Raw genomic sequence first — 19,436 nt, forward strand, 5'->3', positions numbered from 1 at the left:
TTATATGACAGAAGAAGTACTTTTAGAGGTTTTCGAAAATGGAATCTCTCTTTTTTTAAAAGTTGTTTCTCCTATATTAATAATAAGCGTTGTAGTAGGACTTATAATAAGTATTTTTCAAGCTGTTACTCAATTGCATGAACAAACATTAACTTTTGCACCAAAAATAATCATTACTTTTTTAGCTTTAACCTTCTTGTTTTCGTGGATAATGCAAAATATATCAGATTTTACTTTTGATTTGTTTACACACTATTTAGGAATGATTTAGTTGATTTTAGAAACTTTATCTTACAATCTTTGGATATATTTTTTTATTTTTATGCGATTAACAGGAATAATTTTATTTATACCTTTTTTCAGTACTCAATTTGTTCCGGTAAACATAAGAGTATTCATTACTTTATTTATTTCATATATCGCTTTGTTAAATATTAATTCATCTTTTCCAATCAATTCCTCTGCAGGATTGATCATTTATTATTTAGTATTGAATTTCCTTATAGGATTAAGCGTAGGAATAATAACTAACATTATATTTTATGCCATACAATTTGCTGGTGAAATTATTGGCATGCAAATGGGTTTCGCAATGGCAAATGTATTTGACCCAGTTACAAATGATGAAATTTCCTTGATATCAGAATTATCTTTTTTATTTGCAGTATTAATATTTTTTATTTTAAAGGGGCCTTTAATATTTTATACAATAATAATGGACTCATTTAATAAAATACCAGTATTGTTTGACCTTAACTCAGCTGGTTTTTTGGCTTTTTCGCAAAAATTATTTGACGTATTTACAATAGGACTTCAACTTTCCATGCCGTTAATTGCATTTATGATTATTATAAAAGTAGCATTAGGAATTGTATCAAGACTTATTCCACAAGTTAATGTTTTTATGGTCGGAATACCTTTAGAAATATTAGTAGGATTTATCCTTTTTTTAGGGGTGATTTTAATTTGGGAGGAACAGATTTCAAGTATGTTTTTTCAGCTAATTCAATGGATAAAGAAATCAATAATTCTTTTATCTCAATAGATCTCCAACTTTTTGCAGACCCTGAAAAAACTGAAGAGCCTACACCTCGAAGGTTAGAAAAGGCAAGAGAAGAGGGAAATGTGCCTCAATCTAATGAGTTCAACATGGCTGTAAGTTTTTTAGCTATGTCTGCCTTTTTGTTCATTATATTTAATCCTTTGTTGAATGATATTTCTAAGCTATTTTATGATTATTTCTCATTAGATTTAGAATTTGAAGGCCCAGAATTGTTAAACTACGAGTTGAACACACATTCGAGCTTATATATTAAGTTGATACTCTTTTTTGCGATGGCTGTAATAGTCTCAACAATACTTTCTATGATTCAAACAAGATTCTTGTTTACTTTTAAATCATTAAAATTTGATTTAAGCAAGATTAATCCTATTAAAGGTTTTAAAAGACTTTTTTCTTTAAGATCAGTTATAGAGCTTTTAAAAGCCTTATTAAAACTCTTAGTAGTCGGTTTATTGACATATAATATTATAATTAATAATTGGAACAAAATACTTTCTCTGGCTGACAAAGAACCAATATCTTCTTTTAGAATAATTTTTGATATGATCATTAATATATTATTTCAATTAGGAATAGCTTTGTTAGCGCTGAGTTTATTTGATTTTTGGTACCAAAGATATGAGTACAAAAAAGACTTAAAAATGTCTAAATACGAAGTAAAGCAAGAGAGGAAAGAAGTAGAAGGAAATCCTGAAATAAAATCAAAACAAAGAGAATTAATGAGACGAATGTTAACCTCAAGAATGATGCAACGAGTTCCTGAAGCAGATGTTGTGGTAACTAACCCGACCCATTACGCAGTTGCTTTGAAATATGACGCCGAAACAATGCAAGCTCCTATCGTTGTAGCTAAAGGAGCAAACGAGATTGCTTTCAAAATAAGAGATATAGCTTTTAAACATCAAATACCTATATTAGAGAGACCAACTTTAGCTCAAAAATTATATCATGAAGTTGAAATTGATGAAGAAGTTCCACCAGAGTTGTATACATTAGTCGCAGAAGTATTGGCGTATGTTTATAAACTTTCATTGTGATACTTTCAAGAGGCGATTTATGTGAATTTTAAATTTAAAGGTTTAGATATTATAATTTCAATTATGATAGTGGGAATAGTCATTTTAATGGTTATTCCAATTCCTGCTTTTTTGCTTGATTTTTTACAACTTTTAAATATAACACTTTCGATAATGATACTTTTAGCCACACTGTATCTAAAAAGAGCTTTAGACATTTCAATATTTCCATCTTTATTGCTTGTAACTACTCTTCTTAGATTAGCATTGAACGTATCTTCTACTCGCTTGATACTTTTACAAGGAAAAAATTTTGAAGGTAAGGTTATAAGAGCCTTCGGTAATTTTGTTGTTGGAGGAAACTATATTGTAGGTATTGTTATATTTCTCATACTAGTAATAATTCAATTCCTTGTCATCACAAAAGGAACTGAAAGAATATCGGAAGTTGCAGCAAGATTTACATTAGATGCTATGCCTGGAAAACAAATGAGTATAGACGCAGATCTTTCAGCAGGATTGATAAATGAAGAAGAAGCAAGACAAAGAAGAGAAGATATACGAAGAGAGGCCGATTTTTACGGAGCTATGGATGGAGCAAGCAAATTTGTGAGAGGGGATTCTATAGCAGGATTAATAATCACTTTAATTAATTTAGGTGGTGGATTATTAATAGGCATGCTTCAACAAGGTTTATCTATTGCAGAAGCAGCAGAGTTATATGCTTTGTTAACAGTCGGAGATGGCTTAGTTGCTCAAATACCAGCTTTACTAATATCTACTTCAGCTGGTATGATTGTTTCAAGGGCTGCTTCTCAAGATAATTTTGGAAAAGATTTATTACAGCAATTGACCAATGATTACAAAGTTTTAAATATTACTGGTGGAATTTTAGTCTTTTTAGGCATTTTAACTCCTATTCCAGTATTACCATCTTTGATTCTTGGTTCTAGCTTACTCTCAGTTGGTTACTTTGTCAAAAAAAATCAAAAAACACAATTGAGTTATCAAACCGCTGGTGGACCTGGTTTGACTGAAAAAGGAGAATCTGGAACCATTCCAGAAAAATCGCAAATCCCCAATTACTTTAATACGCCGCTGACAACGCCTGAAGAAGTTTCAGAAATAATACAAGGAGACACTATAGAAATTGATATTGGATATGGTTTAATTCCTTTAGCCGATCCAAATCAAGGAGGAGATTTACTCGATAGAATAACTGTTGTTAGAAAACAACTTGCATATGATCTTGGAATAGTAATTACTCCTATTAGAATAAGAGACAGTGTTCTTTTAGGTTCTAACGAATATGTAATAAAACTTAAAGGAGTAGAAGTCGGTAGATTTGAACTATTTCCGGATAGACTCCTTGCAATTAATTCCGGAATGACAACTGATGAGTTACCAGGAATAAAAACCAAAGAACCTGCTTTTGGATTAGCAGCTTATTGGATTGATGAAAATTTAAAGGAAGAAGCCATGGAAAAAGGATATACTGTGGTGGATGCTCCCAGTGTCTTTGCAACGCATCTTTCGGAAACTATAAAAAAGTATGCTCATGAAATTGTTGGAACTAAAGAATTAGAAATTCTTATAAATGGATTACGAGTTAATTATGCTTCCCTTGTAGATACTCTTATCCCAACTATGCTTAAAATGCACGAATTAAAAAAGGTTATCGGCGCACTTTTGTATGAAAAAATTTCTATAAGAAATTTGCCATTGATATTTGAAAGTTTAATTGAAGCATCTGATAAATATGGAAATGATATAGAAAATTTAGTGGAACACGTTAGGGTTTCCTTAGGAAGGCAAATAACGGAAAGCTTAAAATCAGAAGATAGCGAATTACATGTAGTAGCCTTAGATCCACAAGTCGAAAAAAAGATAATGGATTCCATAATTAAAAACGATTCTGAAAGAATATTAACTTTAGAACCAGAATATTCTAACATCCTAATAGACAGAATTTCAAAATCTCTTGAAAATATGATGATGAAAGGTTATAATCCTGTCTTGATTTGTTCTAAAAGTATAAGATATCCATTTTCAAGGTTTATATTGAGATTTATTCAAAATATTTATGTCTTAGCATACGAAGAAGTCCCAATAGATACACCTTTAAGTGTAAATGAAATTATCGAAGTTTAAGGGGGCTTATGTAAATGCTCATAAGGAAATACACTGTCAAATCAATTTCTGAAGCAATGGAAAAGATAAGGCATGAGTTTGGTGAAGATGCCTATATTTTAGATACCAAAAAAATTAAAAAGGTGGATTTTTTGGAATTGGTGGTGAAAAATATCTGGAAGTTACAGTTTTAAGTGAAATTGATGAAAAAGACAAAAAAGAACCTCAAAAAAGTAAAAATAAAGACATTCAAAAACAAAATTATAATACCTATTCTCTTAATGAAATAATTAATAGGAATATGGAAAATGAAAAGAGAAATAATAAACAGAATGTCAATTATTTCGCATCTCAAGAAGAAAGATTAACCTCTAAAGATTTAAATGAAGAATTAATAAATTTAATAGAAAGAAATCGAGAAATTTCTTCAAAAATAGATAAAGAAGCACAAGATTTTTACAACAAACGTGACCTTATCGCTAAAGAAAAACAAAAGGTTAATTCGAATGATCACTTAGTCGAAAGTGTAAAATTTGAAGAATTAAAGAAAATGGTAGAAAGTTTAAATAAAAAAATAGATTCCACTAATTTATTTTTACAAGAATTAAAAGAAATTTTATATCAAAAGTCCTATTCAAAAGATTTTATAAATAATTTTATTTTAGAAATATCAAATTTAAACATTAAAGAAAATTGGAAGTCAGACGATGTGTTAAAAATTAAATTTGAAAAAAAACTTTCTAATGTTTTACAAACAATTAATTTCAACAATATAAAAGGAAAAGTAATATTTATAGGTCCAACTGGTGTCGGAAAAACTACTACTTTAGCAAAAATAGCAGCTATAATGAAAAAAGAACAATTAAAAATCGCATTTGTTACCATAGACACCTATAGAATTGCGGCTACAGACCAATTGAGAACTTATGCAGATATATTGGATATTCCTTTAAAAATTTGTTACAATCCTCAAGATTTGAAAACTACTGTGGACTCGCTTTTAAATTATGATGTAATTTTAATAGATACAGCAGGAAGAAGCCCCAAAAACAACCTTCAAATGGGAGAATTAAAAGTATTTATTGATGCCATAAAACCGGACTATAAAATATTACTTATTTCTTCAAATGTTAATTGTGAAGATATGATAAAAACTTATGATAGCTTTTCTTTTCTTGAACCAAACTGTCTAATCTTCACTAAATTAGACGAAACATCTTCTTTTGGCCAATTGTTTTCTTTTTTGGAACATTCTAAATTGCCTTTATTAGGAATAACAAACGGTCAGAGAGTTCCCGAAGATCTCAAATTTCCAGGAAAAGAGCAGTTGGTGAATGTGGCTCTTAAGGAGGTATTTAAATGAAAAATTTATATGAAGATCAAGCAAACGGATTGCGTAAAGAATTTGTTAACTCTGATACTAAAATTATTTCTGTTTTGAGCGGAAAAGGTGGAGTTGGGAAATCTATATTTGCCGTTAATATAGCGGCTAAATTAGCTTCTTACAATAAGAAAATACTTCTTTTTGATTCTGATGCAGGTTTTGCAAATGCTTCTATTTTATTGGGAAGTAATGTTAAATACACGCTTAGTGATTATATGAAAGGCAAAGTAAGTTTTTTAGAATGTGTTCAAGAAACCTCTTATGGAATAAAAATAATAAGCACCGGCTTTGATTTTAATGACTGGAAAATTTTCCAGAATAGTTTTAACAACGGCATATTCGATGAGTTTTTAATTGTTTCGAAAGAAATTGATTATTTAATAATTGATGTAGGAGCAGGTTATTCTGAAAAGCTCAATAATTTTTATCTTAATTCTGACAAGATATTTTTGGTTACTATTCCTGAACCAACTGCAGTTGTTAATGCTTACTCCCTATTGAAAGCTTTATCCTTTTTAGGAGTAAAAAGTGAAATAGATATAGTTTTGAACATGGTGAAAGATAAAGAGGAAGTGGAAAATGTTAAATCTGTTTTGGGAGAAACTGTTAAAAGATTTTTGAATAGAAATATAGAAGAATTTTATGAAATTTCTTATGATAGCAATGTTCATATCAGCGTAAAAAGCCAAGTCCCTTTGGTTTATCTTAAAGAAACTAGTAAATTTTCAAAAGACATTAAAAAGATAGCCGATAGTATACTTAATATAAAAACTATCAATGAAAATTTCAGTTTTTCCAAAAGATTGAAAAAAATTTTTGGAATTGAGAATTAAAAAAGAAAACAATCTCTTGAAACGCGGTGATAAAAATGTCTGATTTTATCGAAAAAGTATTATCAAGGAATGTATTATATACAAATATGCCTTTGGACTTAGAAATTGATGAAGGATACTTTAAAGGTTCCTATAAAAGTATATTGTATGAATTTGATCAAAAGATTTACATCGCAAAAATAGGTTTACCCATACATAAAGGAGCTTACCTGAAAATACCTGACGGAACCAAGCTGAAAGTAAGAGCATATTCTAAAAACGCTGTTTATATTTTCAAAAGTACAGTATACAGCATGGGAAAAGAAGGAAAAGTAAGATACTTAATAATTAGTCTTCCAGAGATAATTTATAGAATACAAAGAAGACGATATGCAAGGATTCCAATAGCTGAAGAGGGTTATTTTTATCTAAAAAAGGATCTTGAAAGTTCAAAAAACGAAGTTTCTGAAAAATATCGTTTTATGTCAAAAGATTTTAGTGCTGGAGGTATGGCAATAGTTACCAAAAAGAAACTTGAATTGGGACAAAAAATTTTAATAAATTTGAATCTAAAAAATGAAATTATACTTGAAAACTTTGAAGCTGAAGTTGTAAGAGATATAGGAAAAACACCTTTAGGAGACTATACGTATGGCATAAAGTTTATAAGTGTAGATAAAAGATTTGAAGAAACATTTGTAAAATTTGTTTTTAAATATGAACGTCAATCAATTAACGGCATTTTATAATTTTTTAGATCTTGCTTAGTATTTTCGAATTTAAAAGATATGACGAGTTTTTAAAAATAATGATTTTGAACCTAATATAAAACATTTAAAACACAGAAATTTTAGAATTGTTGAAGATGTTATTTAATTACTTTGAAAGGGGATGAATTAATGTCTATACATGAAAACTTAGACAATCAAAAATTAGATGCCTTAAAAGAATTGGGTAATATAGGAACAGGAAATGCAGCTACTTCTATATCAATGATGTTAAATAAAAAAATAGATATAACTGTTCCTTCAGTCGATGTTATACCTATTTCTAATTTATGGAAAACCTTCGAAACCCCAGAGGAAGTTACAGCTGGATCTTTAGTGGAGATTGAGGGTGATCTAAGTGGTGCCATTTTGTTCCTTTTAGGCACTAAAGAAACCAAGAATTTATTAGAACTTTTAATGCTCACTAAACCAGAAGATTTAACTGAACTTGACGAATTAACTAGTTCTGCTATTGGCGAAATAGGGAATATTATGTGCAGTTCATATATAGTAGCCATTTCTAACTTTACAGGTCTAAATATCCATTCCTTACCTCCCAAGGTTGTGGTTGATATGTTATCTGCAATCGTTTCAGAAGCATCACTTATAATAACTCAAGGTGGAGATTATATAATTCTCATTCAAACTGACATATCTGTAGAAGAATATACAGAAGAAATAAAAGGTTATATAATCTACCTTTCTGACGAAAAAAACGTAAAAAAACTCTTAGAAAGCTTGGGAATGAGGTTTTAATTATGAATAAAAAAATTATAGGAATAGGAGAATACACTGTTGATAAAAATCCAACAGTTTTAGTGACTTTAGGATTAGGTTCTTGTGTCGCTGTTTGCATAAGAGACAAAGAAAAATTGATTGGAGGTATGATTCATGTTATGCTTCCTGAAAGCAGAAATAATTCTAATGAAAAAGTTGGAAAATATGCTGATAGTGGCATCAAAAAACTTGTAGAAGAGCTTTTAAAAATGGGTGCAAATGTTAAAACAATGGAAGCGAAAATAGCTGGAGGAGCATCTATGTTTAAAAGCTCTAATTCTAGTCTCGATATAGGAAACAAAAACGTTACTGCTATTAAAAAAATTTTAGAAGATTATAAAATAAAATTGGTATCCGAAGATACTAGCGGTTCAAGAGCAAGAAGTGTGGAATACGATATTGCAAGTGGAGAACTTAAGGTAAAGAAGGTAGGCGGGGGAGAAAAGGTTGAAGTGATTGTTATTTGAGGAGATATGCTATGAAATATCAAATAAACGAAGAACAATTGGTGAAGGAGTTTATACCAAAAATAAAAATTATTGCTTTAAATTTAAAAAGTACACTTCCAAAAAATGTGGAGTTAGACGATTTAATACAAGAAGGAATAATTGGACTGATACAGTCATATAGACGATTTAAACCAGAAAAAGGGGTATCTTTTTACACATATGCTTTGAAAAGAATAAAAGGAGCTATGTTAGATTATTTAAGGAAAATAGATTGGTTACCTAAGGAAACAAGGAGTTTAGTAAAAAAATATGAAGATTTAGTATACGAGTCTAAAGAAGATGAATATTTAGACGATGATTTTATAGCTAAAAAGTTACATATCGATTTAGGAGATTTAAACAAGATAAAATTTTCTATAAGCAAGCGTCAAATATTAAACTTGGATGATTATTTTTCAAGCGATGAAGAAGAAATTTGGACTGAAGAAAATGAAGAAGAAAACGATCCAGAAGTCGTCGCTTATAAAGAGATTTTAAAAGAAAAATTAAAGGAAAGTATATCAATGCTTACTGACCGTGAAAAGCTCATTTTATCGTTGTATTATGACGAAGGTTTAACGTTTAAAGAAATAGGAAAAGTTTTAGAAATAACCGAATCAAGGGTATCTCAATTACATTCAGCAATTATTATTAAACTCAAAAAAAAAGTGACGGGAAGTGAGTAAATTGTCATCCCTTCATGAATTACAAGTATTAGTTACACGTTCTGTTGATGTTGCTCAAAATGTTCAAGCAGTATCTCATTCTTTTGATGCTACAAAAAATCTTTTATTGATAAAACAAGCTGCTGAATATTCGGAAAATTTAAGAAAAAAAGTAAAAACCAAAGATAAAACCGAAAAAAAGAATATTCAAAACGAAAATGATGAAAATCTTTTCCCTAAAAAAAGGGAAATAATAGTTTTAAATAAAAACACATATAATTTAAGAATTGATGAATACAGGGGAAAAATTTTAGATTTAAGATTATGAATAAAGAAACATGAGATAGTTGATTTAAAATTAAAATTCTTTTAAAAATCGAGATTTTTTGAATTTTTAAATTGAGTTTGTCATATTAATATAGAAACTTTAGAAATGACAATTTTTAAAAAAATAAATGTTTGATTTTACAATGGATTCATTAAGGCGCCCTCTTTCTCCTCTTGGTACAAGGCAAGTACCTAAGAGATTAAAGAAATAGAGAAAACCTAAAAATTAGAATCGTAGATATATTTTATAAAAAATTAAACGCTGAAATATTGATAAAATCCGAGTATACATTAATAGACAAGGGGTTAAAAGATGATTGGATATTTTTCTCTTTATAAATCTGAAAATGAAACTTATGCAGGTGGCTTTCTGATACTTAACGAAAAAGGTATACCAGTTTCTTTTAAGTATACAGATCCAGTTAAACCTACGAGAATCCAAAAAATAATTTATGGTAACAATCTGAAAAATTATTTTGCTTTTGAAATTTTAACTAATAAAGACCTTTTTTCACCACATGATGTGGAGATTATTTTCACTGATGACAAAGATATTTTAAATTATGCTGACATAGAAAAAACTATTATTTATTTAATAGAAGTTAATAGCGATGTAGGGTTCGGCGTTAAAGAAAAAGAAGGAGTAATTCCTATAGACGAAAATAAAAGTTTAAAATTTTATTCTACAAAAATAGTTGATTCAACACTTTTAAAAAAAATAAGGTCCTACGCAGAAGTTTTTGACCTTTTAGAACCCTTTAGGCGCTTAAAAGAGGCGTTGATCTATATATGTTCTTCGGAAGAAAAAGAATAAAAATAAACCAAGTTAATATACAATTCAACTATAATTTGAAAAAAGTTGCGCAACATTCCATAAAGATTTCAAGAATGAACGCCTCCAACCAAAAATTTAATATCAGAAGTCTTAATACAAACCACCTGAGTAAGCTAAAAGAAGAACCTCCTTTTAAAAAGGAGTCTTTTTTTATTAGGAACGAGGAAAATATGCTATCTAAAGAAATATTTAGTTATGAATTTATTAAAACGAACATAATAAGAAGTTTTAATTCTTTTGATATAACTTTATTAGAAAGTGAAATACTTTATGAACTATTCTTAAATGATGTTTTAGTGAAGTGGAAATTCTCTATAAATACGACAAAAATGATAGAGTTTAAAATAAAGGAAAAGATCCCTCAAAAGATTGTGTATAAACCGTTAGTAAAATCTTTGAAACGTTCTATTTCAAAGGAATATATTTTAGAATTGGCTAAAGAAGTTGCTAAATTGAACAACATAAGTCTTTCGAAAATAAGCTTTTTAGGATTTTATGTTAGTGTACCTGTAGGGAGAACAGTTAAATATTATTGGAAAGATAATTATTTGATTTGCAGTTTAGAAGGAAACGAAAATGACATTGAATTTTATTACGATTCAGCAGTTTTTATAGATTTATTATCAAATAAAAGATACATCAAGTATATCAGGAGGTAATATTAAATTGCTTCAAAATGAATTAATAAAATTTTTGAATTTTTTAAAAAATGCTAATAAGCAAACGGTTGTAATAGTACCTGAAAACTTTTTTCAAGAAGTAGAGGATGATAAAATATTAGAATATCCAGATTTTGATATATTTCCTTATGAAGAATTAGATGTTTCGCCAAGTATAAAGGCAAAGCGATTAAAAACTTTGTATTACTTGTTAAATAAAAAAAATGCGCCAATTTTAACTACATTAAGCGCCTTGATTAAATTTACTGTACCAAAGAAAGATTTTATAACAAAAAAATACTTCCTTAAAGATACTTTTAAGATGGAAACGAAAGATTTATATCAATTGGGGTACACAATATCTGAGGAAGTGGTAAATCCTGGTGAATTTTCGAAAAAAGGCTTTGTGAGGGATGCCTATATACCATTGTACGACTATCCTCTAAGGATAGAATTGTTTGATAATGAAATTGATAGAATAACTTTCTTCGATAGTTACTCGCAGAGATCCGTACAAAATTTAGACTGTTTTGAATTGATTCCTGGCTCGGAAATACTGAAATTCGAAAACAATTTAAAAATCTACGAAAAACGAATAAAATATTATATGGAAAAATTTAAAGAAGAAAATCTCATTACACCAGACCAATTAAATACAATCCCAAGCATATTTTATAAAGACAAAAATAGCTTGTTAAGTTATCTTGATAATAATTCTGAAATTTATATAATAAACAAAAGCGATGTCATAAAATCTTACGCCGAAAAAGAAAAAGAAAATTATGAAATGTGTGATACTCCTTTAAAGAAAAACCTATACAAAACGTTTTCGGGACATAATATAGAAATAATAAACGAGTTAACCTATAAAGAATTAAATTTAAACTTAGAAAAAATTTCATTTATAAAGTCAAAAAAAGAAGACAAAAGAATTGATTACATACCTTTGTTAGATTGGGAAGATTTGAAAGAAGGCGATTTAGTTGTTCACGAAGACTATGGAATAGGAATATACCACGGCGTTAACAAAGTAGAAACATCATTGGGTTTAAGAGAATACATAACGTTAGAATACGCTAATAGTTCTAAAGTTTATGTTCCAGTAGGAAGGTTGGATAAACTTTCAAAATATATTGGGGACCCTCAAGTAGTTACTATTTCCTCTTTAAACGGGAAAAAATGGAAAAACACTAAACTAAAAGTTCAAAAAGAAATAAGAGAAAAAATAAAAGAACTTTTAAAAATATACGCTCTAAGAGAAAATCAAAAAGGAATAAGATTGGAAGGAGATAAAGAATTAGAGGAAAAGTTTAAGTCAACTTTTCCCTATATTGAAACACCTGATCAAGAAAAAAGTATAAAAGAGATTTTAAAAGATTTAGAAAGTGATAAACCTATGGACAGATTATTAGCAGGAGATTCCGGATTTGGTAAAACAGAGGTAGCTATGAGAGCCGCTTTTAGAGCCGTTGTTTCAAATTATCAGGTATTATTATTAGCTCCAACAACCATACTTGCCAATCAACATTATGAAAATTTTAAAGAAAGGATGGAACCTTTTGGAGTAAAAATAGTGTTATTGACAAGGCATAGAACGCTAAAAGAAAAAGAAGCCATTTTTCAAGAAATAAAAAACGGTACAATAGATATAATAATAGGTACACATACACTTTTATCAGATTCTTTAGAGATTAAAAAGTTGGGCTTAGTAATAGTAGATGAAGAGCAAAGATTTGGGGTATTACAAAAAGAAAAATTTAAAAAATTGAGTGAAGGGGTAAATTTTTTAATGATGAGTGCTACCCCTATTCCAAGAACTTTATATATGTCCATAAGTGGTTTAAGAGAAATATCCACTATTTCTACGCCACCTCTTGGTAGGTTGCCTATACAAACATACATTGGGCAATATTCCGACAAAATTGTAAGAACTGCTATTTTAAGAGAAAAAGCAAGGAGTGGTCAAACTATCTTTATTCATAATAGAGTTCAAGAATTAGATGAAATATATAAAAAATTGGTGCTCCTTGTCCCAGAAGTTAAAATTAAGATGATCCATGGAAATACCAATAAAAAAGAATTTGCAGAAGTTATAAATGATTTTTATAAAGGCGAAATAGATGTTCTACTTGCTACAACCATTATAGAAAACGGCATCGATATTCCTAACGTTAATACATTAATAGTTGACGATTCCGAGAGATATGGAATCTCACAACTTTATCAAATAAAAGGAAGAGTAGGTAGATCAAACAAAAGAGGATTCGCATATTTTCTATATAAAAAAGAACTTAGCCAAGAAGCTAAAAAACGTTTAGAAGCAATAAAACAATACAACGAACCAGGAAGTGGCTTAAAACTGGCTCTAAGAGATATGGAAATAAGAGGATATGGCGATATACTTGGCATAGAACAAAAAGGTCATATAAACGCTATAGGACTACATCTCTATCAAGAGATGTTGAATAAAGTTTTATTTGAATATGGAATCAAAAAAGAAGAGGAGATCATTAAACCTCAAAATTATACTGAGATTAAAGGCATAAAGGGTTCATTAGTTATACCAGAAGAATACATACCAAATTCAATTGAAAGAATGAGAATATATAGAAGAATTTCCGTGGCAAAAACTCCTCAAGAAGTCGAAGATATACAGGCAGAAGTTATAGATAAATATGGAAGGGTTCCACCATCCGTAGAAAGACTTTTTAAATATGCATTAATTAAAGTTAAAGCAAGCATGGAAGGTATTAAAGAAATCGATATAGGTGAAACTTATATCTCGTTTAAATTCACCGATGATGTTTTGCCAAAGATAGAAAAATATAATAAATTTTCAAGAAAAACCACTTTTTCTCCAGATACAAAAGAACTTATTGCATATGGACCTAAAGATGAAATACAGTATATGGAAAAAGTTTTTTCATAATATTTAAGAGGTGAAACGCTTGATATATGATACAATAGCAGCTATATCTACTCCTATAGGTACCGGCGCTATAGGAAGTGTTAGGGTATCGGGAAACAAAGTAAAAAAAATAATAGATAATACTTTAAAACCTAAAAATTATGAATCAAAAAGAATGTATTATGGATGGTTATACGATGAAAATAAAAAAATAGATGAAATTACCTGGGTGTATCATAAGGGTCCTAACTCTTATACAGGCGAAGATATGCTTGAAATTTTTTGTCATGGCGGTAAATTAATAACATTAAACGTTTTAAAAACGATTTTAAAAAATGGAGCGAGACAAGCTTTACCGGGTGAATTTTCAAAAAGAGCTGTGCTAAATGGTAAGATGGATCTTATAAAGGCAGAAGCAATTAATAATCTAATAAAATCAGAGACAGAAATAGCTTTAAAAGTTTCACTTAATCAATTATCAAATTCCCTATCTAAAAAAATTATTGAGATAAAAAATGAGCTTTTAAAAATTGCTGCTGAAATAGAAGTAGAAATGGACTATCCTGAAGATGTAGAACTAACAACAAGAAATTTAAACGAAAAATTAAAAGAAATTTTGAAAAATATGGAAAATATATTGCAAGAATCTGATAATGGAATAATTGCAATTGAAGGTTTAAAAACTGTAATAGTTGGAAAGCCAAATTCTGGAAAAAGTACTTTGCTGAATGCCCTTTTAAGAAAAGATAGAGCTATAGTTACTGATATTCCTGGAACCACAAGAGACACGATTGAAGAAAATTTGAATATCAACGGCATATTCATAAGGCTCATAGATACAGCAGGCATAAGACACACGAAAGACAAGTTAGAAAAAATAGGTATAGAAAGAACTATAAGTTCTATGAAACAGGCAGATTTAATTTTATTTGTAGTGGACGGGACAACACCTTTTGATGATTCAGATAATCTTATATACAATTATGTAAAAAACTTAAAAGACAAAAATGTTATAATTGTTTTAAATAAGAATGATTCTTCTGATTTCAATGAAAATAATTATTTTAAAAATATCCAAGATGAAAATTATGAAGTTATTTCTGTCTCCGCAAAAAATTGTAAAATAAAATCTCTTGAAGACAAAATTTTTGAAATGTACTTTGAAAAGTTAAATATAGAAGAACCCACACTTACGACTCAAAGGCAAAAAAACGCTTTAGAATCGGCCAAAGAATATGTTATCTCAGCTATAGATTCTATTAATAAAGGTTTTACAAATGATGTTGTGATGATAGACATTCGAAAATCTATCGAAAAAATTTACGAACTCACAGGCGAAAACTATACTGACGAATTATTAAATACAATATTTTCAAATTTCTGTGTGGGAAAGTAGGAGGTAAATATGAAACTTATTCTTTCATTTTTTTTAGGATTGATTCCACTATTGCAATTTTTTGTAAAAGGATGGTTATTCTTTGGAATTTCTTCATTAACCCTAATTTTATCTTACTTTTTGTTGAGAAGAAATAACTCAAAAATTTTTTTGATCGAAGCTTCTTCTTTGTTAATTTCACAAATTTTTATGTTTTTTCTTGGATTTTCAAATATACCGATATTTTTATATATTATAGTTGCGGCAGTATTAATATTTATTGCTTCTAAAGAAGAAAAAATGTTAGATGACTTAAAGAAATTTATTAAAGAATCAGGATATTCTTCAAATAATTGGAACTATGAATTATGCTTTTTTGGAATGGGTCAAATAAACGACATGGATCATTTATACAATCTAACTCCTTCAGCCTTTGGCTATGGTGAAAAAGGCATTGCATTCAACACAAAGCTTGGAAATGGAAGTGAATATAAACGATTTATAAAATACAAAGACATGGATAATTTTGGTTTATTTAGAATTCAAAAAAAGCAGGAACCTTATTATCCAAAAATTAGAGACATGGTAGTGTGGCCCAAGAATATGAGCACCATGCACAAATCAACTATAGATACTTACGGATTATATATATGTGTAGAGGATGAGACTCTAACATTTTATGAATCTGCAAATATTATGTTAAAAATATCAAACTATATGGAAAAATATAGAAGTTAATATTTTTATCTTCACGCTATAATTATTTTTTTATTTAGTAATAATGAAATATGATTAGTCGTTTTAAAAAGGTCGGGACACAGCCCTTTCTCATCTCCTTTGCTACACTTAGTGAAAAAGTTAAAGAAACTCATAGTTATTAAGCGTTAGAGTGATGGAAGTATTTTTGAAAAAATTTAAAGCTAAAAATTTGGTAAAACTTAAGTTTTGAAATTTTTAAAGAGAGTAATAAATAATAAATACTTTAGAAATGAGAATTTTCTAAAAATAAGCATTTGAATTTATAGCGGGTCCAGGGCGGAGCCCTCTCCCTCTTCTTTCGGTACAAGTACCGAAAAAGTTAAAAAAATTCAGAATTAGTGAGATTTAAAGTTATGTAGGCATTTTATAAAAAATCAGATCTAAAACATATATATATATAAGCGGATAAAAATATAAATAGGGACTTTAGAAATGAGAATTTTCTAAAAATAAGCATTTGAATTTATAGCGGGTCCAGGGCGGAGCCCTCTCCCTCTTCCTTCGGTACAAGTACCGAAAAAGTTAAAAAAATTCAGAATTAGTAAAATTTAAAGTTATATATATATTTTATAAAAAATTTAACAATAAAATATATACAACGATTCTTAGAATTTCTAAAGTAAGTATAGGATATGGATAAGGAGGAAAAAATGAAAGCATTAAAAATGTCTTGGTATGAAATTAAAAAGGTTTTAAGAAATAGAGCGGTTTTAATACTAACTCTAATTGTTCCTATTATTCTTGCTTTTTTAGGCTCATCTTTTTATCCAACCGATTTGGTACAAAACTTTCAACTTGCATTGTATAATCAAGATAACAGTTTTTTGGGAAATATCGCTTTTTTGCTAATAAAACAATTTTTAAACTTTGAAAATACTTTAGAAATAAAAAATGAAGAACAATTACAGCAAGTTATTATGCAATCGAAATATGATTCTATTTTGATCATACCAAAAGGATTTACCAATGATTTAGTCAATCGAAGGCAAACCACACTTTATATAGTACCAAATCCACATAAAATTCAAAACAGTATGATGATTTATACAGCTTTTAAAGCTGTTTTTGATGAATTGGCTGGAATTCCTGAAATCAGAGTTGATTCTACTACTAATTTTTTAGCTGGTGGAGGCATCGGAATAGACGAAACAAGACCGAAACCAGAAATTAAAATGTTAATTCCGAGTTTAGAAGACGGATCTTTGGTTGTCTCAAGCTCTACAAATTTGGGTATCAATGATATGTTTGCCCCTTTAGTCGCAGTTGTAGCTATTTTGCTTTTATCGATGATTGGTATTGCGTATACATTTGGGCAATCAAGAGAAATGGGCCTGTTGGATTTGTATATTTCAAATGGTTTAAAGTTAAGAGATTTTGTCCTCTCTAAATTAATAGCTTACATAATAATGGGTTTTTTAGCAGGACTGTTTTCATGGTATATGTTTAGACTTTTTGGTGTACATTCTCAGGCTGCTCCTTGGAATTTGATTTTATTAATATTAGTTTCAGTATTTGCTTTTTCAACATTTGGTTTATTTTTATCTTCTTTTTTGAAAACAGCTAAAGCTTCGTCTTTCCTTGTAACAGCTATAATAGGAGTAATGTTCATATTTGGAGGTATATTGATACCTATTCCAGATGGAAGTTTCCTTCAATATATGGCAAATATATTTCCCATTAAATATTCGTTGGACGCATGGAGAAAATTAACTGTCTTAGGTTATGGGCTCTTTCAAATAAGTAATGAAATTATAATATTACTTTGTTTTGGTATAACGTTTTTATTGGGTTCTATATTATTTATAAAAACAACTCAAAAAGCTTAGGAGGAAGATAACATTGAGACAAATAGCCTTTTTAACAGATTGGGGGCTTTCTTCATACTATGTAGGAGTTACTAAATCAGTAATAAAACAAATAAATGAAAATGCTGAAATAATAGACATTACTCATAGCGCAGGGCATTTTAATATCAAAAAATATGGATGTATTTTACATAGAGCTTCTTTTGATTTTCCAATGGAAACTGTTTTTTTATGTGTAGTAGACCCTACTGTTGGAAGTAATAGAAAACCTATAGCTCTACAAACCATTCAGAATAACCTTTTTTTTGTCGGACCGGACAACGGTTTATTCAGCTTGGTAATTGAAGAATTTGGTTTGAAAAAAGCTGTTGAACTTTCAAATGAAAAATATTATTACAAAAAAAGATCTTTGACATTTCATGGAAGAGATATTTTTGCACCGGTTGCAGCATACCTTAATAAAGGTATAACTTTAAATGAAATTGGAAAAGAAATAGAATATGAAGATATAGAAACATTCAAAATTAAAAAACCCGAGATCACAAATAACAGGCTTATTTTTGAATATCTCTATTCAGACGATTTTGGAAACATAGAAACTAATTTAACTCCTAAGTATCTTTCAAAAATCACATCTAAAAGTTTTTTTGAGGTAGAAATCAACGGCATAAAAAAAGAAGCATTTTTAGTTAATAACTATTCAGAAGTCGGAAAGGGTGACTTGATAATTCATTTAGATAGTTCTGGCTACTATGAAATAGCTGTCAACCAAGGTAATGCCTCAAAAGTTTTCAATATCCCTGAAGATTTTGATGGACAAATAATTTTATACTTATGAATAAAATATCAAAAGAGAATCAAAATGAAGTACATTTCGATAGAAAACTCTAAAGAAATTACGATCATCATAGAAAAATCGCGATTTATAGCGAATGCCTTACAAATAAAAAATACATTTCAAGCCCATAATTTTATAAAAGATATCAATCAAAAATATAAAAACGCTACTCATAATTGTTGGGCTTATAGAGTTTATGAAAATGAGAGAGAACTCTTTAATTATTCTGATAACAAAGAACCTTCAGGAACTGCTGGTAGGCGAATTTTAGGAGTTATTGAAAAATATAACTTGTACAATGTTGCAATTGTAGTAACAAGATACTTTGGAGGAATAAAATTAGGTATTAGAGGCTTAATAGATGCATACTCACAAGCGGCTGAAGAAGTAATTAAAAATTCTCAATTAGTTACATATGAACCCTTTCTAATTTATGAGATATATTGCGATTACAGTAATTTTTCGCATATACAAAGAATGTTCAGCAAAGATCCCAATGTTTCAATTATAGAGCAGAAATTTGGAGAAATAGTCTTTTTAAAACTTAAAATAGCTGAAGAATATGAAAATAATATTTTGAATATTTTAAAAAATAGAATTTTAAAATTAGATTTTATAGAAAAGGCTGATTATCCGATTCAACAATCTGTTTAAAGTTTCATAGAAACTTCATAAATGATAATTTTAAAAAATGAACATTTGATTTACAATGGGTTCAGAGCGAAGTTCCATCCCCATTCTGAGAAGCCAAATTCGCCGAAGATGAAGGCAGGGTGGGGTATATCTTTCGTTACGTGTAACGAAGAAGTTAAAGAATTCATAGTTAAC

Annotated in this window: 20 protein-coding genes; all 20 read left to right on the plus strand. The window is 29.0% G+C overall.

Annotated features, from left to right (window positions below):
* Positions 1-4 precede the first annotated feature (4 nt).
* Positions 5-271 (plus strand): flagellar biosynthesis protein FliQ, encoded by a 267-nt coding sequence (gene fliQ / locus X924_RS00645; RefSeq protein WP_121957012.1) that lies wholly within the window; start codon positions 5-7, stop codon positions 269-271.
* Entirely contained in the window at positions 272-1,045 is a 774-nt protein-coding gene (gene fliR, locus X924_RS00650) for a flagellar biosynthetic protein FliR (RefSeq protein WP_121957013.1), read from the plus strand.
* Complete coding sequence (gene flhB / locus X924_RS00655) at positions 967-2,100, plus strand: flagellar biosynthesis protein FlhB (RefSeq protein WP_233186542.1); 1,134 nt, start codon at positions 967-969, stop codon at positions 2,098-2,100. The genes fliR and flhB overlap by 79 nt, the downstream gene beginning before the upstream one ends.
* A gap of 21 nt (positions 2,101-2,121) precedes the next feature.
* Positions 2,122-4,230, plus strand: a complete 2,109-nt coding sequence (flhA, locus tag X924_RS00660) for a flagellar biosynthesis protein FlhA (RefSeq protein ID WP_121957015.1) — start codon at positions 2,122-2,124, stop codon at positions 4,228-4,230.
* 14 nt (positions 4,231-4,244) lie between these two features.
* Positions 4,245-4,403: a hypothetical protein gene (locus tag X924_RS10100; protein ID WP_158245265.1), complete on the plus strand. Its 159-nt coding sequence runs from the start codon at positions 4,245-4,247 to the stop codon at positions 4,401-4,403.
* A 107-nt stretch (positions 4,404-4,510) separates the two neighbouring features.
* Positions 4,511-5,572, plus strand: coding sequence for a GTPase (locus tag X924_RS00665; RefSeq protein WP_121957016.1), 1,062 nt, complete (start codon positions 4,511-4,513; stop codon positions 5,570-5,572).
* Entirely contained in the window at positions 5,569-6,426 is an 858-nt protein-coding gene (locus X924_RS00670; protein ID WP_121957017.1) for a P-loop NTPase, read from the plus strand. The genes X924_RS00665 and X924_RS00670 overlap by 4 nt, the downstream gene beginning before the upstream one ends.
* Positions 6,427-6,461: 35 nt before the next feature.
* Positions 6,462-7,154: a flagellar brake protein gene (locus X924_RS00675; protein ID WP_121957018.1), complete on the plus strand. Its 693-nt coding sequence runs from the start codon at positions 6,462-6,464 to the stop codon at positions 7,152-7,154.
* A gap of 150 nt (positions 7,155-7,304) precedes the next feature.
* Positions 7,305-7,928, plus strand: coding sequence for a CheY-P phosphatase CheC (gene cheC, locus X924_RS00680; RefSeq protein WP_121957019.1), 624 nt, complete (start codon positions 7,305-7,307; stop codon positions 7,926-7,928).
* Positions 7,929-7,930: 2 nt separating this feature from the next.
* Positions 7,931-8,416: a chemoreceptor glutamine deamidase/glutamate methylesterase CheD gene (cheD, locus tag X924_RS00685; RefSeq protein ID WP_121957020.1), complete on the plus strand. Its 486-nt coding sequence runs from the start codon at positions 7,931-7,933 to the stop codon at positions 8,414-8,416.
* Positions 8,417-8,427: 11 nt separating this feature from the next.
* Positions 8,428-9,123, plus strand: coding sequence for a FliA/WhiG family RNA polymerase sigma factor (locus tag X924_RS00690; protein WP_121957021.1), 696 nt, complete (start codon positions 8,428-8,430; stop codon positions 9,121-9,123).
* Between the two features lies 1 nt (position 9,124).
* Entirely contained in the window at positions 9,125-9,430 is a 306-nt protein-coding gene (locus tag X924_RS00695; protein ID WP_121957022.1) for a hypothetical protein, read from the plus strand.
* 312 nt (positions 9,431-9,742) lie between these two features.
* Entirely contained in the window at positions 9,743-10,243 is a 501-nt protein-coding gene (locus tag X924_RS00700; RefSeq protein ID WP_121957023.1) for a hypothetical protein, read from the plus strand.
* A 191-nt stretch (positions 10,244-10,434) separates the two neighbouring features.
* Entirely contained in the window at positions 10,435-10,923 is a 489-nt protein-coding gene (locus X924_RS00705; RefSeq protein ID WP_146255652.1) for a hypothetical protein, read from the plus strand.
* Between the two features lie 7 nt (positions 10,924-10,930).
* Complete coding sequence (locus X924_RS00710) at positions 10,931-13,852, plus strand: DEAD/DEAH box helicase (protein ID WP_121957025.1); 2,922 nt, start codon at positions 10,931-10,933, stop codon at positions 13,850-13,852.
* 10 nt (positions 13,853-13,862) lie between these two features.
* Positions 13,863-15,227 carry a tRNA uridine-5-carboxymethylaminomethyl(34) synthesis GTPase MnmE gene (mnmE, locus tag X924_RS00715; protein WP_233186543.1) on the plus strand — a complete coding sequence of 455 codons (1,365 nt, stop codon included), beginning with the start codon at positions 13,863-13,865 and terminating at the stop codon, positions 15,225-15,227.
* 9 nt (positions 15,228-15,236) lie between these two features.
* The gene (locus tag X924_RS00720) at positions 15,237-15,944 is read left to right on the plus strand and encodes a hypothetical protein (protein ID WP_121957027.1); all 708 of its coding nucleotides are present in this window, start codon (positions 15,237-15,239) and stop codon (positions 15,942-15,944) included.
* A 671-nt stretch (positions 15,945-16,615) separates the two neighbouring features.
* Positions 16,616-17,791, plus strand: a complete 1,176-nt coding sequence (locus X924_RS00725) for an ABC transporter permease (protein ID WP_158245266.1) — start codon at positions 16,616-16,618, stop codon at positions 17,789-17,791.
* Between the two features lie 13 nt (positions 17,792-17,804).
* Entirely contained in the window at positions 17,805-18,608 is an 804-nt protein-coding gene (locus X924_RS00730) for an S-adenosyl-l-methionine hydroxide adenosyltransferase family protein (protein WP_158245267.1), read from the plus strand.
* A gap of 24 nt (positions 18,609-18,632) precedes the next feature.
* A complete protein-coding gene (locus X924_RS00735; RefSeq protein WP_121957030.1) occupies positions 18,633-19,262 on the plus strand; it encodes a YigZ family protein in 630 nt (209 codons plus the stop codon).
* Positions 19,263-19,436 lie beyond the last annotated feature (174 nt).

It is taken from the genome of Petrotoga sp. 9PWA.NaAc.5.4, assembly GCF_002895485.1.
In the GTDB taxonomy this organism is placed as follows: Bacteria; Thermotogota; Thermotogae; order Petrotogales; family Petrotogaceae; genus AZRK01.